This is a genomic window from Pseudomonas sp. Bc-h, assembly GCF_002080045.1.
Classification (GTDB): Bacteria; Pseudomonadota; Gammaproteobacteria; order Pseudomonadales; family Pseudomonadaceae; genus Aquipseudomonas.
The window spans coordinates 1-21,962 of sequence record NZ_MUIN01000016.1 but is presented as its reverse complement, the minus strand read 5'-3'; the positions used below and the strand labels follow the sequence as shown (position 1 = coordinate 21,962).

The window sequence follows — 21,962 nt, the reverse complement described above, 5'->3', positions numbered from 1 at the left end:
TGTACACCGCCAGACGACACTCGCCTTCACAGGCGAAAAAAACGCCAGTCTCTCGACTGGCGTTTTTCGTTTCAGCGTTTGATCACTCAGGCTTGCGACGACCGAAGCCTGGGCGCTGACCGGAGCCCGCTGGGGCGCCGCGACGCTTGCCCGACGGGCTCTTGCCGTCGTCGACCAGCTTGATGCCAGGACGCGAAGGCTTCGGCTTGGCCGGACGCTTGTTCATGTCGCTCGGGCGTTCGGCCACTGGGGTGCCACGGCTGCTGTCGCCACGGTTTTCACCACGGTTGTCGCCACGACCGCCAGCCGCTGGACGCGGAGTACGGGCCGGACGACCACCTTCAGCCGGCTTGCGTGCTGGACGCTCGCCATCGGCCATGCGCGGTTCGCGCGGGGCACGCTCGGCAGGAGCGGCATCCTTGGCAGGGCGCAACTGACGCACGCGCTCGCCTTTGCCCAGTGGGCGGGAAGACTGGCGCTGCAGACGCTCCAGCTTGTCCTTGGTCTTGGCGTTCATCTGTGGCATGGCGACTGGCGTCAGACCGACTTCGGCGCTGAGGATGTCGACTTCCTGCTGACTCATTTCGCGCCAGCGACCCATCGGCAGGTCGGAGTTGAGGAACACCGGACCGAAACGCACGCGCTTCAGACGGCTGACCACCAGCCCCTGAGATTCCCACAGACGACGAACTTCGCGGTTGCGACCTTCCATCACCACACAGTGATACCAGTGGTTGAAGCCTTCACCGCCCGGCGCTTGCTGGATATCGGTGAAACGCGCTGGACCGTCTTCGAGGATCACGCCGTTCTTCAGACGCAGCAGCATGTCGTCATCGACTTCGCCACGTACGCGGACAGCGTATTCTCGGTCCATTTCAAACGAAGGGTGCATCAGGCGGTTGGCCAGCTCACCGTCGGTGGTGAACATCAGCAGACCGGTGGTGTTGATGTCCAGACGACCAATGTTGATCCAGCGGCCTTCTTTCGGACGCGGCAGGCGATCAAACACGGTCGGACGGCCTTCAGGGTCGTCACGGGTGCAGATTTCACCGTCTGGCTTGTTGTACATGATGACGCGACGGACCGTCTCGGCCGCTTCTTCGCGGCGGATGACGCGGCCGTCGACGGTGATGGCGTCGTGCAGATCGACGCGCTGACCCAGGCTTGCCTGAACGCCGTTGACCTTGATCCGGCCTTCGCCGATCCAGGCCTCGACGTCACGGCGCGAGCCGACGCCAATGCGCGCCAGCACCTTTTGCAGTTTTTCGCCTGCTGGGCCGATCTCTTTGTCCTGCTTGTCCTGTTCACTCATCTGGGCACCTCCCGGTGTGTCGAATCAGGCCGTGCGCGAGTGGGCACGGCCTGTTGCCCTGTCCCCGGCAAGAGTGACTCTCTAGACCAGAAGGGCTGAAAACTGAAACCTGCGGCGAGTGTGGATCGCCAAAAGGTCGCGAATCATACGCTCATGGAACGCGTTGCGCATCAGAGACTAGACGAAAACCCGAGCGACAACGCCGCACTCATTTCTTTTTCCGCCGACCGGCTGCCTTGAGCTTGATCAGCCGCATGGCCGACTCGGCCAGCACCGAGCGTTTCTCGTCCTTGTCCATCTTCTTCCATGACTTGATCTCCCGCTTGCTGCGGCCGCAGCCGATGCAGATGTCGTCGTCGAACTTGCAGATGCTGATGCAGGGGTCTTTGGTGCTCATGAATTCATCCAGGAAGGAAGCCTGTCAGGTCGACTTGATTGCTACCGCGGATCTTCGTCATCCGCAGGCTCGTCTTCCAATTCAGACTCTTTATCGGCCTCATCGAGCAATAAATCGTCGAAGTCGGTCTTGAGCCCCTGCTCCATGGTGTCGAGTTCGGTCAGCAGGCTGCGGAAACTGGTTTCGTCGCGCGGCGCTTCGGGCTCGGCGTCCGGGCCCTGTTCGATACTTGCGTCGGCCAACGCCTGCAAGTGCGCAGGCACCGGCGCATCGTCGAACTCGAGCATGGGTTCTGCCTCCATCTCGCGCAGGTCGGCAAGCGGCGGCAGATCATCGAGGTTCTTCAGGTTGAAATGATCGAGGAACGCCTTGGTAGTGGCGAACATCGCCGGTTTGCCCGGCACATCGCGATAACCGACGATCCTGATCCACTCGCGCTCCAGCAGGGTTTTGACGATATTGCTGTTGACCGCCACACCCCGCACATCTTCGATTTCCCCTCGGGTGATGGGCTGCCGGTAGGCGATCAAGGCCATGGTTTCGAGCAAAGCGCGGGAGTAACGTTGCGGGCGCTCTTCCCATAACCGGCCGACCCACGGCGCGAATTTTTCGCGAATCTGCAGGCGATATCCCGACGCCACTTCCTTCAACTCGAAAGCGCGGTTGTCGCAGGACTTGCCGAGCACGGTCAGGGCCTTCTTGAACACGGCGGGCTCCGGACGCTCGCCCTCCTCGAACAGTTCGTACAACCGCTCCAGGGATTGCGGCTTGCCGGAGGCCAACAGGAATGCTTCGAGCAAGGACGCGAGTTCGCGGGGTTCGTTCAGGTTCATCGATCAGCTCTTGCTCTTTATTCGGCTCGCGCGCGCACATGAATGACAGCGAAAGGTTCGTTCTGCACCAGCTCGACCAGTTGCTCCTTGACCAACTCCAGCACCGCCATGAAGGTCACCACCACACCCAGTCGCCCCTCTTCAGCAGTGAACAGCTCGGCGAACGGCACAAAACCGGCGCCCTTGAGGCGCTCCAGCACATCGCTCATGCGTTCGCGGGTCGACAGCGCTTCACGACTGACCTGATGGCTTTCGAACATGTCGCCACGGCGCAGTACTTCGGCCATGGACACCAGCAATTCTTCGAGTGAGACATCGGGCAGCAGCTTGCGCGCCCGGGCTTCGGGGGCATCGAGCTTAGGCACCACGACATCCCGGCCAACCCGGCTCAGCATATCGATGCCTTCGGCGGCAGCCTTGAAGCGCTCGTACTCTTGAAGCCGACGAATCAGCTCGGCGCGCGGGTCGTCTTCTTCCTCTTCAATGGCTTGCGAGCGAGGCAGCAGCATGCGCGACTTGATCTCGGCCAGCATGGCCGCCATCACCAGATACTCGGCCGCCAGTTCCAGACGCACGGTTTTCATCAGCTCGACGTAGCCCATGTACTGGCGAGTGATTTCCGCCACCGGGATGTCGAGGATGTTGATGTTCTGTTTGCGGATCAGATAAAGCAGCAGGTCCAGCGGGCCTTCGAAGGCTTCGAGGAAGACTTCCAGCGCGTCGGGCGGGATATAGAGGTCGACCGGCATCTGCGTGACGGCCTGACCGTAGACCATGGCAAACGGCAGCTCCTGCTGGGCATCTGCCTGGGGGTCCAGTGTTTCAGCGTCGGTCACTCGACTTCGACCCCAAATGGCGTCGGATCGCCACAACCGACACGCACCACTTGCGGATCGCCTTCGGACAAATTGATGACGGTGGAAGCGGAAATGCCGCCTTCGCCGCCATCGATGATCAGGTCGACCTGATGTTCGAGCACTTCACGCATCTCGTGAGGATCGCTCATCGGCAGGGTTTCTCCCGGCATGATCAGGCTGACGCTCATCAGCGGCTCGCCGAGCTCGCGCAGCAACGCCTGAGCGATCGGGTGTTCCGGCACGCGCAACCCGATGGTGCGACGTTTGGGATGCAACACCAGCCGCGGTACGTCGCGGGTGGCGCCCAGAATGAACGTGTATGGCCCCGGCGTATGGGCTTTAAGCAGCCGGAAAGCAGCGGTGTCTACCTTGGCGAAGGTTCCCAGTTGCGAAAGGTCGCAGCACATCAGCGTGAAATTGTGCTTGTCGTCGAGCTGACGCAGCCGGCGAATACGGTCCACCGCTGTCTTGTCTTCCATTCGACAACCCAACGCATAGGATGAATCGGTCGGGTAAACCACCAGACCGCCCGCCCTGATGATCTCAACAGCCTGCTTGATCAAGCGCGACTGAGGGTTCTCCGGGTGGACCTGGAAAAATTGACTCACGGTATCTTCCTGTTCAGACGGCAGTAGGCTGGTCATGTTTGAATCGACCCCAAAGTGGCGGCAGATCCTCAGGCAATGGGCGATAGACACCAATCTCGGACCAGGCGCCGGGCGCATGGAAATCGCTGCCGGCGCTGACCAGCAGACCAAATTCACGGGCCAGGATGGCCAGGCTGCCGACTTGATCGGCGGGCTGCAGGCCATTGACCACTTCCATCGCATGACCGCCGGCCTGAATGAAATCGGCCACCAGTTTGCGACGTTTGCTGCGAGTGAAATCGTAATGCCAGGGATGGGCAAGGCTCACCCAGGCGCCGGCGGCACGCAAGGTGGCAACGGTGTCTTCCAGCGTTGGCCAGTGTTGCTTGACGTCGCCAAGCTTGCCTGCACCGAGCCATTTGCGAAACGCTTCGGCGCGATCCTTCACGAAACCTTCATTGACCAGAAAGTCGGCGAAGTGTGGTCTGGCAGGGGCATTGCCGCTGTCACCCAGTGCCTGTTGCACCGCACGGGCACCTTCCAGCGCGCCGGGCATACCTTTCATCGCCAATTTGCGACTGATTTCTTCGGCGCGCAACCAGCGGCCGGTGTGCAATTGCTCAATGGCATCGAGCAAAGGCCGGGCATCGACATCAAAGCCATAACCCAGAATATGGATGGTGGCACCGCCCCAGGTGCAGGACAGCTCGATGCCGTTGATCAGCTGCATGTCCAGCGCAAGCGCCGCCGCACGGGCTTCTTCAAGGCCTTCGATGGTGTCGTGGTCGGTCAGCGCCAGCACGCGGACGCCGTTCTCATGGGCACGGGCGACGAGTGCCGCGGGCGCAAGCCCCCCATCGGAAGCGGTACTGTGGCAGTGCAGATCGACATTCATAGGGGCGCTTTCGCAGTCATTGATGTTTGTTATTATGCCGTCACATCCAGCTTCTGGCTCTTACTGTGAAACAATTCATCGACTTCATCCCGCTCATCCTGTTTTTCATCGTCTACAAAATCAGTCCTCAAGCCGTCGATATCCTCGGCCACAGCTTCATGGTAGGCGGGATTTTCAGCGCCACCGCGATGTTGATCGCCAGTTCCATCGTGGTCTACGGCATCCTCTACGTTCGTCAGGGCAAGCTGGAAAAAAGCCAGTGGCTGACGCTGGTTGCCTGCCTGGTCTTCGGTAGCCTGACCCTGGCGTTTCACAGCGAAACCTTCCTCAAATGGAAAGCCCCGGTGGTCAACTGGGTGTTCGCCCTGATCTTCGCCGGCAGCCACTTCATCGGCGACCGTCTGCTGATCCAGCGCATCATGGGCCACGCCCTGACACTGCCACAGCCGATATGGGTCAGGCTGAACATCGCCTGGATCGTGTTCTTCCTGTTCTGCGGCGCGGCCAACCTCTACGTCGCGTTCACCTACCAGGACTTCTGGGTCGACTTCAAAGTCTTCGGAAGCCTGGGCATGACCCTGATTTTCCTGATTGGCCAAGGCATCTTCCTGGCCCGTCACATTCACGATGCCGACGCATCGACCCAGCCTTCAACAAAAAAGACAGAGGACTGAAATGCTCTACGCCATCGTAGCAACGGATGTCGCCAACTCGCTGGAAAAACGCCTGGAAGCGCGTCCTGCGCATCTGGAGCGCCTGACCGCACTGAAGGCCGAAGGTCGCATCATTCTCGCCGGCCCGAACCCTGCAGTGGACAGCAATGACCCGGGCGCCGCCGGTTTCACTGGCAGCCTGATCGTTGCCGAGTTCGAATCCCTGAGCGCGGCACAGGCCTGGGCCGACGCCGACCCGTATATCAAGGCCGGTGTCTACGATCACGTCGTGGTCAAGCCGTTCAAGCAAGTCCTGCCGTAACGTCCTGCCTGTTCGCGATCCGGCCTCTTCATGAGGCCGGTTTCGTATTCGCCTCCTGACTGCTCATTATTCGCATCCTGCTGCCGATATCTTGCCAAATGCCCAATAAAGCCGGTGCGCGGGTCTGGTGCCGCAAGAAAAGTCAGGAGTATCAGATGCGTCCACGTCCGTGGTGTCTGCTGGCGGCCGCGCTGGCCGTTTCGGCGATCAGTTTCGATGTCCAGGCAGACGAAACGAGCGACAGCGTCAGTCACGCCTTGCCGTTGCCCAATGCCGCCAGCCAGTTGAGCGAGCTTCGCCAGCGCCTGGCCGACAGCGAGAAACAACGCGAGGAATTGACCCGGCAACTGCAGAATGCCGACACTGAACGCGAAACTATTCAGCTCCAACGCCTGCGTCAGGAGAACCAAAGGCTTAAACTGCAGCTCAAAGAAGCACAGTCGGTCATGCCTGCGCGCGTGCTGACCGAGCAACAACAATGGTTCGTCACAGGGGGCGCCGTTGCAATGGTGGCCCTGCTGTGCGGTATCTTTGCCAGCGGCTGGCGTAGACGGCGTCGGCAATGGCTAAATTGAGTGAGTCATGAGCGAGCTGTTACTTATTGATGATGACCAGGAGCTGTGTGAGCTCCTGAGCAGTTGGTTGAGCCAGGAAGGCTTTCAGGTGCAGGCTTGCCACGATGGCCAGAGCGCCCGCAAGGCGCTCGCCGAATCCGCTCCCGCGGCTGTGGTGCTGGACGTGATGCTGCCTGACGGCAGCGGTCTGGAGCTGCTCAAGCAATTACGCACCGATCACCCCGACCTTCCCGTGCTGATGCTCTCGGCGCGCGGCGAGCCGCTGGACCGTATTCTGGGGCTGGAGCTGGGGGCCGACGATTATCTGGCCAAGCCCTGCGATCCCCGCGAACTGACCGCACGTTTGCGTGCCGTGCTGCGCCGCAGCCATCCTGCGGCGGTTTCCAGCCAGATCGAACTGGGCGACCTGACGTTCAGCCCAGCGCGCGGTGTGGTAACCATCGACGATCAGGATTTCACCCTGACCGTCTCCGAAGCACGCCTGCTCGAAGCCCTGCTCGGGCAGCCCGGTGAGCCGCTGGAGAAACAGGAACTGGCGCAACTGGCGCTGGGCCGCAAACTCACTCTCTACGACCGCAGCCTGGACATGCACGTCAGCAACCTGCGCAAGAAGATCGGGCCCCATGCCGATGGCCGGCCACGGATCGTGGCGTTGCGCAGCCGTGGGTATTACTACGCGGTGTAAGCTGCGACTGGCTCCCGTAGCGGTCCAGCTTGCCGGCGGTTGCGATTTTTGATGACGCCCCGCTGGCAAGCCGCACTGCTACATCCCGGTCATTTCCTGTGTCAGTTCGATCACAAACCCTCTTTACCCAAGCTTTACGCACGCCTGACCTCGCTTGACCTTGATCTCCCTAAACTGGCCACAACCGGCACAGAGCCGGATTCGAGACAAGGAGATACACCATGCGCAAGACTCTGATGGCTTTGATGTTCGCTGCTGCTCTGCCTACCGTTGCAATGGCAATGCCTCCAGAAGGCGGCCACATGGCTGGCCCAGGCGGCCCAGGCTTCGACGGCCCAGGCATGCATCACCGCAAAGGCCCGTTCGACAAACTGAACCTGACCCCGGAACAACGCCAGCAAGTCGGCAAACTGATGGGCGATCAATGGCACAGCCGCTCCGAAATCACTCAGAAGTACCTGGCCAAGCTGTCGCCAGCCGATCAAAAGGCCATGCAGGATGAACTGGCAGCCAAGCACGCGAAAACCCAGGCCGACATCCGCGCCATGCTGACCCCGGATCAGCAAAAGACTTTTGATCAGATCCAGAAGGATCAGGCCCAACGTCGCGCAGACCGTGCCGAGTTCGAAGCCTGGAAAGCGCAAAAGGCGCAGAAAACCCAGTAACACGCTGCTGGCGCGGCAGTACACTCTCCAACCCGACACGCTTTCCCCGGCGTGTCGGGCTTTTACAGTTCAGGGGCTTGATCGAGGGATTCACGTGCGTTCATTGTTCTGGCGAATCCTGGCGAGTTTCTGGCTCGCTATCGCATTGGTGGCAGGTCTGTCGATTCTGCTGGGGCACATGCTCAATCAGGATGCCTGGATCCTCAGTCGCCACCCCGGCCTGCATAAACTGCCGGAGAAGTGGACGCAGCTTTACGATGAGCAAGGCGAAGGCCCTTCTCAGGAGTATCTGCAAGACCTCAAGCGCAAGTACCACATTGACGTCCAGGTGTTGAACGACAGCGGCGAAGCAGTGATTCCCGGCACCTTCCCGCCTCGCGCAGCGGCGTTCGAAGCGCGCCAGCAAAAAGATGACGAGCGCCCTCTGCCATGGCGGCGCCTGACCACCGAATACACCAGCCCGAAAACCGGCGAAACCTACCTGCTGATCTATCGCATACCGCACCCGGAACTGGACGCCTGGCACCGCGAAAGCCTGCTATGGCCGCTCAGCGCGCTCGGCATAGCACTCGTTGTTCTCACGTTGTTCAGTCTTTTGGTCACGCTGTCGATTACCCGCCCGTTGAGCCGATTGCGCGGCGCCGTGCACGATCTGGGGCAGACCACGTATCAACAGAACAGCCTGGCGCAGCTGGCGAACCGGCGCGACGAATTCGGCGTACTGGCCAACGATTTCAACCGCATGGGCGCACGCCTGCAGAGCCTGATCGGCAGCCAGCGTCAGTTGCTGCGCGACGTATCTCATGAACTGCGCTCGCCCTTGGCGCGATTGCGGATAGCCTTGGCACTGGCCGAACGAGCAGAACCTGCCGAACGAGACAAACTCTGGCCACGGCTGACCCGCGAATGCGACCGGCTTGAGGAACTGATCAGCGAAATTCTGGCGCTGGCGCGGCTCGACGCTGACATGGGTGATGCCACGCCGGTGGATCTGCCGGGGTTGCTGCATCACCTCAAGGCCGAAACCGAGATGAGCAGCACCGAGCAGGCGATCAATGTCGACGTCCAGTCAGGCGTTCAATTACAGGGTTGGCCGAATGTGCTGGAGCGGGCGCTGGATAACCTGCTACGCAATGCCGTGCGCTTCAATCCGCCGGGCCAATCCATCGAACTGAGCGCGCGCAACGAGGACGATACGCTGTTCATCAGCGTACGCGACCATGGCCCTGGTGTGAGCGCGGAACATCTGGCCCAACTGGGCGAGCCGTTCTACCGCGCGCCCAACCAGACCGCGCCGGGCTACGGCCTGGGTCTGGCCATTGCCAAGCGCGCGGCGGAAAAACATGGGGGGAGTCTGATGCTGGAGAATCATCCACAGGGCGGGTTCATCGCCAGCATCGTGGTGCCGCGGGATACAAACTTCTCCCCTACGGTTTAAAAGTCACATCGTACTCACTGAAGAAACACAGGCCCTGTGGGAGGGAGCTTGCTCGCGAATGGGTCATATCAGCCACAGAAATCTTGAATGACACACCGCTTTCGCAAGCAAGCTCCCTCCCACAAGCCGCGCAACGTCACTTGGACCGGATCAGCCCTGCCATTCACTGACGAAGTCTACGACGTCCGGCTTCGGTGCCTCACGCGCCGGGTTGAGCGGGGTTCCGAGGTAAAGGAAGGCTACGACCTCTTCACCAGCTGCCAAGCCCAGGCCTCTGGCCACATGGGCTGAATAGGCCAGTTCGCCCGTACGCCATATCGCGCCAACACCCAGTGCGTATGCCGCCAGCAACACACCGTGAGCCGCACAGCCTGCGGTGATGACCTGCTCTGCCTTCGGCACCTTGTAGTGGTCCTGCGGTTTGGCAATAACCACGACTACCAGTGGCGCGCGCAGCGGACCTGAACGGGCTTTCTCCAGTGCCTTCTCGTCAGCACCGCCGCCGTTCTCCACCAGCGCCTCGGCCAGCAGACTGCCCATACGATTGCGCGCCTCGCCTTCCACGGTCAGGAAACGGTATGGCCGCAGACCGCCGTGATCGGGCGCACGCAGGGCGGCGCCGAACAGAATTTCCCGCTGCGCGGCGTCCGGAGCCGGCTCGATCAGCCGAGGGACGGACACGCGGTTGAGCAGTAAATCGAGCGCTTCCATTACTTCGTCTCCTGAAAAATGATGAGGCATTGTAGTGCTGCAAACGCCTTCTTGAACTTCAATAACGAATGACAGCAGCAATTACTTACAAGACACTCGGAAACGCCCTCGGTTTACTTGGTATCACCCACGAGTAGAATGTGCGCCTTTCCACTACCTGATCAGAGCGACTGCATGGCGTTGCCGACACTCCGCATCATCGGCTTCATTATCGGCATCTTCCTCATCACCCTGGCCATCGCCATGGTCGTGCCCATGGCGACGCTGCTGATCTTTGATCGCACCGGCGACATGCCGTCGTTCCTGTGGTCGAGCCTGATCACCTTCGTTGCAGGGCTTGCTCTGGTCGGTCAGGGACGTCGGGAACACGTTCATCTGCGGCCACGAGACATGTACCTGCTGACCGTCAGCAGTTGGGTCGTGGTGTGCATCTTCGCCGCCCTGCCCTTTTTGCTGACCCAGCACATCAGTTACACCGACTCCTTTTTCGAGAGCATGTCCGGGATCACAGCCACCGGTTCGACGGTGCTGAGCGGTCTGGACAAGATGTCGCCGGGGATTCTGATCTGGCGTTCGCTGCTGCACTGGCTGGGCGGCATCGGCTTCATCGGTATGGCGGTCGCTATTCTCCCGCTGCTGCGCATCGGTGGCATGCGCCTGTTCCAGACCGAGTCCTCGGACCGATCGGAAAAGGTCATGCCGCGCTCGCACATGGTCGCCAAATCCATCGTTCTGGTTTACGTGGGCATCACGGTGCTCGGCAGCCTGGCCTTCTGGTGGGCCGGGATGAGCCTGTTCGACGCGATCAACCATGCGATGTCGGCGATTTCAACGGGCGGGTTTTCCACGTCCGACCAGTCACTGGCCAAATGGTCGCAACCGGCCGTGCACTGGGTGGCGATCGTGGTGATGATCCTCGGCAGCCTGCCCTTCACCCTCTATGTCGCGACCTTGCGCGGGCATCGCAAGGCGCTGATCAAGGACGAACAGGTTCAGGGCTTCATCGGCCTGTTGCTGGCGACCTGGCTGGTGATGACCATTTGGTATTGGGCCACCACCGATCTGCCGTGGTACGACGCCCTGCGACACGTCGCCTTGAACGTCACCTCGGTTGTCACCACCACCGGTTTCGCGCTGGGCGACTACAGCCTGTGGGGCAACTTTGCGCTGATGTTCTTTTTCTATCTGGGATTCATCGGCGGCTGCTCCGGCTCGACCGCAGGCGGCGTGAAGGTATTCCGGTTTCAGGTGGCCTACATCCTGCTCAAGGCCAACCTCAATCAGCTGATTCACCCTCGCGCGGTGATCAAGCAGAAGTACAACGGCCACCGGCTGGACGACGACATCGTGCGCTCGATCCTGACGTTCTCGTTCTTCTTCACCATCACCATCTGCCTGATCGCCCTGCTGCTGTCACTGCTGGGGCTGGACTGGATGACGGCGCTGACGGGGGCGGCCAGTACGGTGTCGGGCGTAGGGCCCGGGCTGGGTGAGACCATTGGCCCGGCGGGCAACTTCTCGACCCTGCCGGATGCCGCCAAGTGGATTCTGTCGGTGGGGATGCTTCTGGGCCGACTGGAAATCATCACCGTGCTGGTGCTGTGTATTCCGGCGTTCTGGCGGCATTGATCAGCCATCACAGCTTCCTGTAGCAGTCAAGCTCGACGGCGGTAGCGACCTTGAAATGTCAAAACCGGCACGCCGGCCTGCTACAGAGCGGATAGGCTCCATGGGGCATCGGCAGTTATTCAATCGCCTTGCGCACTCGATACTCCCCGGGCGTTTCGTCGAACCATCGGCGAAACGCCCGGAAGAAGTTACTCGGGTCGGCAAACCCCAATAGATAGGCAATTTCCAGCAAGGTCATCTGTGGCTGCGCGAGGTATTGCTCGGCGAGTTCACGCCGGGTGTCGTCCAGCAGGGTCTGAAAGCTGGTGCCCTCCTCCTGCAATCGTCGCTGCAAGGTCCTTTGCGACAGATGCAGACTCTGCGCCACGGCCTCACGCTTGGGCTCGCCCTGGGGTAACAAACGACAGAGCACCTGGCGGGCTTGATGGGTCACACGGTTGCTGGCGAAACGCGCGAGGAATTCCCCGGCGAAACGGTCATGCAGCTTGGCCATCGCTTCGTCGGCGGTGGGCAACGGCGCTTCCATGTCTGCGCGCTCGAACACTAACGCGTCATAGGGCGCATTGAAGGTCAGCGGCGCATGGAAGAACTTCTTGTAGGGTTCGACGTTCTTCGGTTGATCGCCCTGAATCAGTACCTGACGCGGATGCAGCGGACGCCCGGTAAGCCAGCCGCAGAACGCCAACGCAAATGCCAAGGAGGCCTCCGCGCTTTGTCGGGTGGGAGGTAACAGATCGCCATGCACCGTGAGAATCAGCGCGTAGCCTTCAGGGAGCAGACGGAAGCTCAGGTCAGCACTGTCAGCGATGATTCGCTGATAACGCACCAGGCGCTCAAAGCCCTCTTTGAGGGTACGGCTGGACATCAAGGCATAACCGGCAACGCTGAAGGACGCAGGGCGTACGACCCTGGCCATGTTCAGCCCTATCGCCGGATTGCCGGACAGCTCGACTGCGCGCTGCCAGAGTCGGGTCATGGAATCCTGCGGAAAGCGGGCGTCGGGATTTTCCAGGTCGGCATAGACCAACCCCAGTTCCTTGAACAACGCCCGGCAATCCAGACCATCCATTTCCAGGGACTTGACGATCCCCATCGCCCAACTTGAAGAAGTCGTTTTTTCCATGTTTACGTCTTCTTGTAAGAACCGGTCGCCCCCTGCGACTGACAGCCGAAGGATACTACGTTGGCACCCATTGTCACTGATTGCCGGAGGGGCTCGACTAAACTGTTTACATGACACGCATCCGGGAATTTCGCTGTGGATAACGTAAAAAACTTCGACCGGTTCGCCGACTTTTATCCGTATTACCTACAGGAGCATCGAGACAGTACGTGCCGCCGTCTCCACTTTATCGGCACCAGTCTGGTAATCCTGATACTGGCGACCGCTCTGTTCAGCGCCAACTGGCTGCTGCTGTGGGTTCTGCCGCTGGCGGGTTATACCTTCGCGTGGGTAGGGCATTTCTTTTTCGAGAAGAACCGTCCGGCGACGTTCAAGCATCCGTTCTACAGTCTGCTGGGCGATTTCGTGATGTATCGCGACATGTTGACGGGCAAGGTTCCTTTTTAATGGCCCGCTATCACCAAGGCTTATAACGCGTCCGACAAGGCGCGCCGGGCCATCAAGCCGTCTCGCTGAGTCATCACACTGTTATCGGTCGTGCCTAAACTCGTTGGGTCTACTACAAAAAGAGCGAAAGCCGCCGATGAGCCATTTCGACCAAGCCCGCTTCACCCACATGAAGGACGGCACGCAGGAAGACTGGGCGATCATCGCCAAGGATTTCAGCGCTTACGCCCGTCAGTTGCCCAGCCGGATTCTCACGCATCTGCGCTTGCTGGATGGGGATTTCGGCGGCTTTCCCGTGGATCGCCTGACCCACTCGCTGCAAACCGCGACCCGTGCCCATCGCGACGGCCGCGACGAGGAATACGTGGTCTGCGCCCTGCTCCACGACATCGGCGACACTCTCGCCAGTTACAACCATCCCGATATCGCGGCAGCGATCCTCAAGCCTTTTGTCAGTGCTGAAAACCTGTGGATGGTGGAGAAGCACGGGATCTTTCAGGGGTACTACTTCTTTCATCATCTGGGGATGGATCGGCATCTGCGCGAGGAGTTTGCCGACCACCCGCAGTACCGCGAGACAATCGAGTTTTGCGCGAAATATGACGCGGCGGCGTTTGATCCGGACTATGAAACCCTGCCCCTGAGCTTCTTCGAGCCGATGCTTGAACGAGTATTCGCCCAGCCCAGGAATTCGATCTACAAAGCGGCGATGGAGAAGAATCCGGCGGCGGTGTGAGCTGGGTGAGCTGGTGCCATCAATACCCTTCGATTGCCGGCGGTGGCGCTCTTTAGTCCGTCCGGACGGCTACAGAGACCGCAGGTGCAACACCAGCTTGAACATCCTCAAACTGTTTCGGCGACCACTTCGGTCTCCATGCTCTTGGCCTTCACATGAGCATCCGCGAGACGGAACAGCTCGATGGTGCCGTCCCAGTGCTCGATCAGCGCGGTACAGGATTCGACCCAGTCGCCGCAGTTGAGGTATTCGACGCCGCCGACCTGACGAATCTCGGCGTGGTGAATGTGCCCGCACACCACCCCGTCCAGCCCGCGCTTCACACACTCATGGGCGATGGCTTCTTCGAAGTCACTGATGAAGTTCACTGCGGTCTTGACCTTGTGCTTCAGGTACGCCGACAGCGACCAGTAGCCGTAACCGTATCTGGCGCGCCAATGATTCAGCCAGCGATTGAGGGTCAGGGTGAATTCGTAGGCCGAGTCGCCGAGAAAGGCCAGCCAGCGGTGATAACGTGTGATGACATCGAACTGATCGCCGTGGATCACCAGCAGACGTCGGCCATCGGCGGTGACGTGCTCGGCCTCGTCCACCAGCTGGATATTGCCCAATATCAGTTTTGAATAGCGACGCAGGAATTCGTCGTGGTTGCCGGTGACGTAGATGACTTCGGTGCCGCGCTTGCTCATGGTCAGCAAGCGGCGAATGACGTTGGTGTGCGCCTGAGGCCAGTACATGCCGCCGCGCAGTTTCCAGCCGTCAATGATATCGCCGACCAGATAAACCCTGTCGGCATGATACTGCTTGAGAAAACCCGACAGATGTTCCGCCTGGCAATCCCGGGTTCCCAGATGTACATCGGAGATCCACAAGGTCCGGACGCGTTGCTTACGGCTGGGTTTCACGTTCTCGGCAATGCTCATGGATGACCTCCACTTTGGTTTCCACAAGGGTGGACCGGGTCAGTGAAGTGAACATGACGAGTGTGTTTAGGTTTGATGACATGAAAAACGAAGCAACACAACGGGGCAGCCAACAGCCCGGGGGTGGCTGACAGACCCTATATCACCGTGGGAGGGAGCTTGCTCGCGAAGAGGCGCGGTACATTCAAAGCATTTCATCGGATATGGCCGCCTGAGCATAGGTCGGTCGTGCCAGCAGCGTCCAATCACTGTTAGCAACCCCCTCATCGAAGGTTTCGATCAGCTGTCGAGTTCTGGCGGGGGCGCGGAGCCACGATCGTTGTGCCCCAGGTCTCGATCAGGGTCGATCCGATCGCGCACGCGCTGCTTCAGCACTTTGGCTTCGGGAAAACCACCATCGGCTTTGCGCTCCCAGATCTGCACGTCGTCACAGGTGATGCGGAACACGCCGCCCGTTCCCGGGACCAGTGAGACCTTGCCCAGATCATCACCGAAGGTACTGAGCAGTTCCTGCGCGAGCCAGGCAGCACGCAACAGCCACTGGCATTGCGTGCAGTACGTGATGGTGATTTCAGCCTTGGCCGTCATGTTCAACCCAACCCTGCCAATAGATCCCGCGCGGTTTGCTGCGGGCCGTCATCGGATTCGTCGATGACTTCCTGCAATAAGCGACGCGCCTCGTCGATATTACCCTCGTCGATCAACACCTGTGCCTCGTTGATCTTGCTCAATGGCGCCTCGTCCAGATCCATCAGATCGAACTCGGTGTCGTCGGTCATGAAGCTGTCGAGGAAAGCATCGTCCATCAGATCGCTGTTGCTCTGGGCAATGGACTCCGGGACTGACTCAGGCTCGAACTGCACCTCCATTTCCGGTGCTGCCTCGTCTTCGGCAAAGTCGCTGAGGAACTGTTCCTCAGGCATTTCGAACACTTCCGGCAACTCGGTGAGGTTCGATGCAAACGCCGGATCCAGCGTCGGCTCGGCCTCAGGCGCGGTTTTGCGCGGGGCCGGTGTGGTTTCGAAAGGGTCGACCAGATCCCAGTCGGCATCCATGGACAGATCGTCCAGGTTGAGCTGGAAGTCGTCGGCCGGTTCCGGGTTCAGCGATGCGGCGGCGTTCTCATCCAACTGAGCGGCGGTGTCGCTGCTTGCAACCGCGGCGGCTGCAACAGTCGCTGCACCTGCTGCAATTGCCGGGGCAGCTGAAGATGGCGCGGCAGCCGGCGCGGGCTCAGGCTCGATTTTGAGTTTCGGATAGCGGCTGCGAATGTCTTCCAGCTTCTGCGATTCAACGCCTTGGTCGAGCAGCACTTTCTCTTCGGCATCGAAACCAGCGATGTCGCCCTGCTCGCCCAGCAGCTCGAGCACGCGGATGCGCACATCAGTACGCTGTGGTTGCTTGTCGAGCGCCTCGCGCAGGATCGCCAGCGCCTCGGCGAAACGCCCGTAGGCGATGTAGATGCTCGCACCGTCCAGCGCGTCCGTGGCAGCACCGGCCATGCGTTGGCCCGTCGGCGCGGAGACTGCAGCGCTTGCGGCGGCCACCGGACGTGGTGTCACGGCAGGCACTTCGAATACCGGTGTGACGGCAGGTTGCGCGGGCTTGATGATCGGCTCGACCGGCTCAGGTTGCAGCGCTAGCAGGTTTTTGATCCGGTTGCGCCGTACCGACCAGGCCAGCGCCAGCAAAAGGGCCAGCACCAACAGCGCCGCCATGATCGTCGTCCACGGCAGCTCCTCGTCTTCCACGAGCGGAACCGGCGCTGGAGCCGGGGCAGTGACCACCGGGGCCGGGGCCTGTACCGGCGATGTCACTGGCGTGGCGGGCGCAGGTGCGGGTCTTGCGGCCAACGCCTTCATTTCCGCCAGTTGCGTCTGCAACTCGATGATCTGTTTGTTCTTGGCCGCCTCGTCTTCGGACACCTGTTGAATCTGGCCTTTCAAGTCCTCGACGGTTTTGGCCAGTTGCTGGTTTTCCATGGCCGTGGCAGTCAATTGCTCGGCGGCATTCGGCACAGGCGCTGGCGCAGAGGCTGGTGCAGATGCCTGGGCGCCAGGAGCAGATGTCGGCACGGGTGCTGCGGCCTTGGGCTCAAGCGCGCTGTCCGGTAGCAACAGGCTCTGGCCGACTTTCAGCTGGCTGCGCTCGCCATTGGGAAATGCCTGCGGGTTGAGCGCCTGAATCCCGGTGATCATCTCGGCAGTGGAGGCCTTGCTGCCCGGGGCCTGCACGCGGCGGGCGATACCCGCCAGAGTGTCGCCGGACACCACCGTGTAATGCTTGCCCTGCACCGCTTTGGGCGGCGCCACGGGCAATCGCGAGCCATCGTCCCTGGCAGCTGCCGCCGGCGATTGAGTACGGCTGCGCGTCGCGGCCAGCCCGGCCGGTGAATTCGGCGGATCGAGCAGCACCGTGTACTCGCGCAGCTGATCGCCACTTGGACGGACCAGACGCACGACGAAATCCAGATAGGGCTCAGTGACCGGTTTGCGTGACTCGACGTGCACCACCGAACGGTTGCCGCGAATAACCGGGGTGAAACGCAGGTCGTTGAGGAAGAACACCCGTTCAACGCCTGCTTTGACGAACGCATCGGCAGGCGCAAGCGCGACCACCACTTCGTCAGAGGTCAAGCCGGCGGCTTCGATCAGCTCGATATCGGCATTGAGCGGCTGGCCCATGGCCGAATGCAGAGTAATGTCACCCAGCCCCAGGGCGGCCGCCATGGAGCTGTGCAGCATCGAGGCGCAGGCGATCGCCACTGCCAGCAACCCTGTACGAAGACCCGACTGAACGCGAAATGGTGCGTGACTCCCGCGCCGACTACCGGCCTGAAAACTCTTCAGCATGCGAACCCTTATGAGGCAGGCTTCCCTGCAAATTCCGTTGGATGGACATGGTGCCCAAGCAAAACCAGTATGGGTGCAAATAGAACAGGATGTTTCGACAGGTTCAACGTATTTGTGGCTGGCTCAGGGCCATGACCTCAAGATTTTTCCAGATTGCCCAGAATAGTCGAGTGCACCCGCATGCAGACGCGCAGATCTTCTTCATCGATCCCGACGAACAACTCATGGCGCAGGGCCGTGGCGATGGTCTCGATCTTTTCGATCAGCGGCCGAGCGGTGTCGGACAGGACGATTTTTTTCGCCCGCCGGTCTTCGATCACGGCCTGACGACGGACTAGCCCCTGATTCTCCAGGCTGTCGAGCAGGCGGGCCAGGGTCGGGCCTTCCACACCGACGCTCTGCGCCAATTCACGCTGGGTCGGCGCTTCCTTGAAACGCGCCAGATGCAGCAGGACCAGCCAACGGGCCTGGGACAACCCAAGATCGGCCAGACGGCGGTCAAGCTCGGCACGCCAGCCCCGGGACAGGTTGGCCAGTTGCATGCCAAAGCGGTGTTCTTCAGTTAACGGCATAGGTAACTCAATGGTTAAAGACGATTCCTAATTAATAGGCAGCTAACCATGGAGCTTGGGACGAGGCAAGTAGCCAGGCGTGGTGTTTCGTCGCAGAGCAGCAGCCAGTCCGGAGTGCGGCGGGTTTGGCGTGGTAAAAGAGGTGTTGCCTGGTCAGACCTCGAACTCGGACTGCAGCGCCGCGCGGACACAATACAGCACGCCTTCCGGAACGCGGCCGGTGAACATCTCGGCGATGGCGGCTACCGGTGGCAGTTCCCCTTCTCCGTCGAGGAATGCGTCCTGGATCTCGGTCAGCAAATCTTCCGGCAGGTCCAGCGCCTGCTCCAGGGACAACTGCTGTTTGCCGATGGCCTCTGCAAGCATGGTGTAGACGTTCTTTTCCGAGCACTGCAATTGACTGGCGATTTGCATCGGGGTCATGCCTGCGCGGGCCAGACTGATCAGTTCGTGGCGCAGATCGGTAACGACCCGCGGCGCCGGCGCTGCCCCGCCGAGTACCTCGAGGAAGGCCTCGCCGTAGCGCTCCAGCTTGCGTGCACCGACGCCGCTGACCCGGCCCATTTCGGCCATGGTGCCCGGCTGGCTGCGCAGCATCTCCAGCAGGGTCGAGTCGGGGAAGATGACGTAAGGCGGCACGCCGTGTTCTTCGGCCAGCTTGCGCCGCAAAGCACGCAGGGCTTCCCACTGTTCGCGCTCTTCGCCGCGCACCAACTGGCTCGCCGGGCTGCCCGAGGCTTTCGCCGTGGTCTGGGGTTTGAGGTCGCGCCGCAATTGCAGGGTCACTTCGCCACGCAGCAGGGGCCGGCAAGTGTCGCTCAGGCGAAGGCCGCCGTAGCCTTCAAGATCGATATCAGCCAGGCCACGGGCCACCAATTGCCGGAACAACGAACGCCATTCGCCTTCGCTGCGGCTCTTGCCAACGCCAAACACCGCCAGTTTCTGATGCCCGAAGCTCTGGACCTTGTCGTTCTCCTTGCCCAGCAACACGTCCACCAGATGGCCGACGCCGTAACGCTGACCGGTGCGATAGATCGCCGACAGCGCCTGACGCGCGGGCTCGGTCGCGTCCCAGGTCTGCACGCCGTCGACGCAGTTGTCGCAGTGGCCGCAGGGGTTGGGCATGTTTTCGTCGAAATAGGCCAGCAGCGCCTGACGACGGCAGCGGGTTTCTTCGCACAGCGACAACATGGCATCGAGCTTGTGCTGCTCCACGCGTTTGTGGCGCTCGTCGCCCTCGGAGTTCTGCAACATCTGTTTGAGCATCACAACGTCTTGCAGACCGTAGGCCATCCAGGCGTCCGCCGGCAGACCGTCGCGCCCTGCCCGACCGGTTTCCTGATAATAGGCTTCCAGCGACTTGGGCAGATCCATGTGCGCGACGAAACGCACGTTGGGTTTGTCGATGCCCATGCCGAAGGCGATGGTGGCGACCATGATCAGGCCTTCCTCATTGAGGAAGCGACGCTGGTTCTCCGAACGGGTCTCGATAGGCAGGCCGGCGTGATACGGCAGCGCGGGATAGCCGTTGTCGCTCAGGAACGCGGCGGTTTCTTCGACTTTCTTGCGCGACAGGCAATAGACGATACCGGCATCGCTGCGTCGCTCGGAAAGGAACGCCAGCAACTGTTTGCGCGGCTGCTCCTTGGGCACGATGCGATAAAAGATGTTGGGCCGGTCGAAGCTCGACAGGAAACGCTCGGCGTTCTGCAGATGCAGACGGGTGACGATTTCTTCCCGGGTACGCTTGTCGGCCGTGGCGGTCAGAGCAATGCGCGGCACATCCGGAAACAGCTCGGCCAATTGGCCCAGTTGCAGGTATTCCGGGCGGAAATCATGCCCCCACTGTGAAACGCAGTGGGCTTCGTCAATGGCGAACAGAGCGATGTTCAGATTTTGCAGAAAAGCCAGCATGCGCGGCTGAACCAGGCGTTCGGGCGCCAGATACAGCATCTTCACTTCGCCCAGACGAATGCGGTTGGCGAGATCGCGCTGCTGTTCGGCGCTGAGCGTGGAGTTGAGCGCCGCCGCCGAAACACCGAGTTCTTCGAGGGTCGCGACCTGATCGTCCATCAAGGCAATCAGCGGCGATACCACTACTGCCAAACCGTCGCGCAACAGGCCAGGCACCTGAAAACACAGGGACTTGCCGCCCCCGGTGGGCATCAGCACCAGAGCATCACCACCATTGGCCACGCGTTCGATAATGGCACCCTGAAAGCCACGAAAACTGTCGTAGCCGAAGATGTCTTTAAGTACGCGTTGAGCCTGGTCGAGCATAGATACCCCGGATGGTGCCACTACAGCGGGTGAACAATCGCTGTGCAAATCGCAAAGCGCGGCAGTATACCGGACCACTCCGGGGGATAGGACAGCGCTTACACCAACGGTCGAAATTTAGCGCAATCCTGACTCCAAGGGCCTCGTCGCTGGCATCTATGGCGCTCAGAGCCTAGAATTCAGCATCGTTTATTTCCAAGGTAGTCCTTCATGTCCTTCGCTGAGCAATTACACCGCCTGCAAGCCTTCCTCGATGCCGATGAGCTGCATGACGAAGCGCTGGACTATGTAGCCGCCCATGGCTACCTGACCGCGCTGTCGATCTGTGCCGAAACCGTGCCTGATCGCGAATGGATCGACGCGTTGTTCGCCGAGCCCCCGCACTATGCCGACCAGGCGCAGCACGAAGAGATCGAATCCACGCTGATCCTGCTTAAGGCGCACATCGCCCGTCAGCTGGCCTCGGATGAAGAATTCGAACTGCCGTGCGATCTGGATCTGGGCGATGACCCGGACGACTCCGAATTGCGTGGCTGGTGCATCGGCTTCATGGAAGGCGTGTTCCTGCGCGAATCGGCCTGGTTTGAAAACGATGAAGAAGAAGTCAGCGAAATGCTGCTGCCGATCATGGTCGGTTCGGGTCTGTTCGATGAGCAGCCTGAGTTCGCGGACATCGCGGCCGACGCCAATCTGATGGACGACATGATCGTGCAGATCCCCGAGGCGCTGACCGCGCTGTATCTGCTGTTGCATGCTCCGGATGAAAAACCGGCAATCCTCAAACCCCGTCACCACTGAGTCTGCGCCTATGGCGCATGGCAATTCAGACGAGTCATCGCGCACCAGCCGCAACCGGTTCGTGCGCTATCTGCTGCAAGGGGTTGGCTGGCTGAGCGTGGTGTTGGGTGTCATCGGGATCTTTCTACCGGTGCTGCCGACCACGCCCTTCCTGTTGCTGGCCGCCGCCTGTTTCGCTCGCAGTTCCCCCCGCTTTTATCACTGGCTGGTCGATCATCCTCGGCTCGGTCCGTGGATCCGTGGCTATCTGGATGGCGAAGGCATTCCGCTGAAGGGCAAGGTTTACGCGATTGGACTGATGTGGATCAGCATCGGGTTTTCCTGCTCGCTGGTGCCGATGATCTGGGCGCGGGGGTTGATGGTGGTGAGTGCGGTGTTGGTGACGGTTTATATTTTGCGGCAGAAGACGTTGCGGCGGTGACTGAATGTTATGCGCTTGCGCTTTTTGGGGCGGCGCTGAGTTTTGGGGGCTTATCCGTTATTTTTGGTGGCGCTGATTTTCGGTTCTGGCTAACGCCAGASCTGTTTCGCCTCCGGCGAGTTACTTGATAACCCCAAGTAACCAAGGGTCCTTGCTCCTGGTTTGGCGGCTCCTTCGTCGCCGTTCCCTCACTCCGGCGACGCTCCGTGGGCCCGCCGCCATCCGCCATCCATGGCGGGGGGCGGCTCTCG

Annotated in this window: 24 protein-coding genes; 11 read left to right on the top strand and 13 right to left on the bottom strand. The window is 60.6% G+C overall.

From position 1 onward, the window contains the following. Positions 1-82 precede the first annotated feature (82 nt). From rluB to BWR59_RS28915, 6 genes are all read right to left on the bottom strand, one after another. Complete coding sequence (rluB, locus tag BWR59_RS28940; protein ID WP_081569127.1) at positions 83-1,312, bottom strand: 23S rRNA pseudouridine(2605) synthase RluB; 1,230 nt, start codon at positions 1,310-1,312, stop codon at positions 83-85. Positions 1,313-1,520: 208 nt separating this feature from the next. Beyond that, positions 1,521-1,709, bottom strand: coding sequence for a DUF1289 domain-containing protein (locus BWR59_RS28935; RefSeq protein ID WP_081569126.1), 189 nt, complete (start codon positions 1,707-1,709; stop codon positions 1,521-1,523). Positions 1,710-1,750: 41 nt separating this feature from the next. Next, positions 1,751-2,542 carry an SMC-Scp complex subunit ScpB gene (gene scpB / locus BWR59_RS28930; protein WP_081569125.1) on the bottom strand — a complete coding sequence of 264 codons (792 nt, stop codon included), beginning with the start codon at positions 2,540-2,542 and terminating at the stop codon, positions 1,751-1,753. Positions 2,543-2,559: 17 nt separating this feature from the next. Beyond that, a complete protein-coding gene (locus BWR59_RS28925) occupies positions 2,560-3,258 on the bottom strand; it encodes a ScpA family protein (RefSeq protein WP_178111255.1) in 699 nt (232 codons plus the stop codon). A 116-nt stretch (positions 3,259-3,374) separates the two neighbouring features. Continuing rightward, positions 3,375-4,007 (bottom strand): L-threonylcarbamoyladenylate synthase, encoded by a 633-nt coding sequence (locus BWR59_RS28920; protein ID WP_120127094.1) that lies wholly within the window; start codon positions 4,005-4,007, stop codon positions 3,375-3,377. 13 nt (positions 4,008-4,020) lie between these two features. Continuing rightward, on the bottom strand, positions 4,021-4,881 hold the full coding sequence (locus tag BWR59_RS28915) for a PHP domain-containing protein (RefSeq protein ID WP_081569122.1): 861 nt from the start codon (positions 4,879-4,881) through the stop codon (positions 4,021-4,023). Positions 4,882-4,946: 65 nt separating this feature from the next. Between BWR59_RS28915 and BWR59_RS28910 the strand changes: the two genes are divergently transcribed. The 6 genes from BWR59_RS28910 (at position 4,947) to BWR59_RS28885 (ending at position 9,219) form a co-directional block, all read left to right on the top strand. Further along, a complete protein-coding gene (locus BWR59_RS28910; protein WP_081569121.1) occupies positions 4,947-5,555 on the top strand; it encodes a septation protein A in 609 nt (202 codons plus the stop codon). Position 5,556: 1 nt separating this feature from the next. Further along, positions 5,557-5,856, top strand: coding sequence for a YciI family protein (locus BWR59_RS28905; RefSeq protein WP_081569120.1), 300 nt, complete (start codon positions 5,557-5,559; stop codon positions 5,854-5,856). A gap of 155 nt (positions 5,857-6,011) precedes the next feature. Next, entirely contained in the window at positions 6,012-6,431 is a 420-nt protein-coding gene (locus tag BWR59_RS28900; protein ID WP_081569119.1) for a translation initiation factor 2, read from the top strand. Positions 6,432-6,438: 7 nt separating this feature from the next. After that, positions 6,439-7,116, top strand: coding sequence for a response regulator transcription factor (locus tag BWR59_RS28895; protein ID WP_081569118.1), 678 nt, complete (start codon positions 6,439-6,441; stop codon positions 7,114-7,116). Between the two features lie 221 nt (positions 7,117-7,337). Continuing rightward, complete coding sequence (locus BWR59_RS28890; RefSeq protein WP_081569117.1) at positions 7,338-7,781, top strand: Spy/CpxP family protein refolding chaperone; 444 nt, start codon at positions 7,338-7,340, stop codon at positions 7,779-7,781. Positions 7,782-7,875: 94 nt separating this feature from the next. Then, a complete protein-coding gene (locus tag BWR59_RS28885; protein WP_081569116.1) occupies positions 7,876-9,219 on the top strand; it encodes a HAMP domain-containing sensor histidine kinase in 1,344 nt (447 codons plus the stop codon). Positions 9,220-9,369: 150 nt separating this feature from the next. Here BWR59_RS28885 and BWR59_RS28880 read toward each other — a convergent pair whose 3' ends face one another. Then, complete coding sequence (locus tag BWR59_RS28880; RefSeq protein WP_081569115.1) at positions 9,370-9,930, bottom strand: nitroreductase family protein; 561 nt, start codon at positions 9,928-9,930, stop codon at positions 9,370-9,372. A gap of 174 nt (positions 9,931-10,104) precedes the next feature. On the opposite strand from BWR59_RS28880, the gene BWR59_RS28875 reads away from it, so the two are divergent. After that, positions 10,105-11,559 (top strand): TrkH family potassium uptake protein, encoded by a 1,455-nt coding sequence (locus tag BWR59_RS28875; RefSeq protein ID WP_081569192.1) that lies wholly within the window; start codon positions 10,105-10,107, stop codon positions 11,557-11,559. 115 nt (positions 11,560-11,674) lie between these two features. Here the strand turns inward: BWR59_RS28875 and BWR59_RS28870 are convergent, their stop codons facing one another. After that, on the bottom strand, positions 11,675-12,682 hold the full coding sequence (locus tag BWR59_RS28870; RefSeq protein ID WP_081569114.1) for an AraC family transcriptional regulator: 1,008 nt from the start codon (positions 12,680-12,682) through the stop codon (positions 11,675-11,677). A 135-nt stretch (positions 12,683-12,817) separates the two neighbouring features. Here BWR59_RS28870 and BWR59_RS28865 point away from each other — a divergent pair, with 135 nt between their 5' ends. Next, complete coding sequence (locus BWR59_RS28865; RefSeq protein ID WP_081569113.1) at positions 12,818-13,129, top strand: DUF962 domain-containing protein; 312 nt, start codon at positions 12,818-12,820, stop codon at positions 13,127-13,129. 136 nt (positions 13,130-13,265) lie between these two features. After that, positions 13,266-13,865 (top strand): HD domain-containing protein, encoded by a 600-nt coding sequence (locus BWR59_RS28860; protein WP_081569112.1) that lies wholly within the window; start codon positions 13,266-13,268, stop codon positions 13,863-13,865. 107 nt (positions 13,866-13,972) lie between these two features. On the opposite strand, the gene BWR59_RS28855 is transcribed toward BWR59_RS28860, so the two are convergent. From BWR59_RS28855 to recQ, 5 genes are all read right to left on the bottom strand, one after another. After that, entirely contained in the window at positions 13,973-14,788 is an 816-nt protein-coding gene (locus BWR59_RS28855) for a UDP-2,3-diacylglucosamine diphosphatase (RefSeq protein WP_081569111.1), read from the bottom strand. A gap of 279 nt (positions 14,789-15,067) precedes the next feature. Then, positions 15,068-15,376 (bottom strand): SelT/SelW/SelH family protein, encoded by a 309-nt coding sequence (locus BWR59_RS28850; protein WP_081569110.1) that lies wholly within the window; start codon positions 15,374-15,376, stop codon positions 15,068-15,070. A 2-nt stretch (positions 15,377-15,378) separates the two neighbouring features. Then, complete coding sequence (locus tag BWR59_RS28845) at positions 15,379-17,640, bottom strand: FimV/HubP family polar landmark protein (protein ID WP_081569109.1); 2,262 nt, start codon at positions 17,638-17,640, stop codon at positions 15,379-15,381. A gap of 137 nt (positions 17,641-17,777) precedes the next feature. Beyond that, entirely contained in the window at positions 17,778-18,212 is a 435-nt protein-coding gene (locus BWR59_RS28840; protein ID WP_081569108.1) for a MarR family transcriptional regulator, read from the bottom strand. A gap of 153 nt (positions 18,213-18,365) precedes the next feature. Continuing rightward, a complete protein-coding gene (gene recQ, locus BWR59_RS28835) occupies positions 18,366-20,492 on the bottom strand; it encodes a DNA helicase RecQ (protein WP_081569107.1) in 2,127 nt (708 codons plus the stop codon). A 210-nt stretch (positions 20,493-20,702) separates the two neighbouring features. Here recQ and BWR59_RS28830 point away from each other — a divergent pair, with 210 nt between their 5' ends. Further along, positions 20,703-21,290, top strand: a complete 588-nt coding sequence (locus tag BWR59_RS28830) for a YecA family protein (RefSeq protein ID WP_074757362.1) — start codon at positions 20,703-20,705, stop codon at positions 21,288-21,290. A gap of 10 nt (positions 21,291-21,300) precedes the next feature. Then, a complete protein-coding gene (locus BWR59_RS28825; RefSeq protein ID WP_081569106.1) occupies positions 21,301-21,711 on the top strand; it encodes a YbaN family protein in 411 nt (136 codons plus the stop codon). The last annotated feature ends 251 nt before the right edge of the window (positions 21,712-21,962 follow it).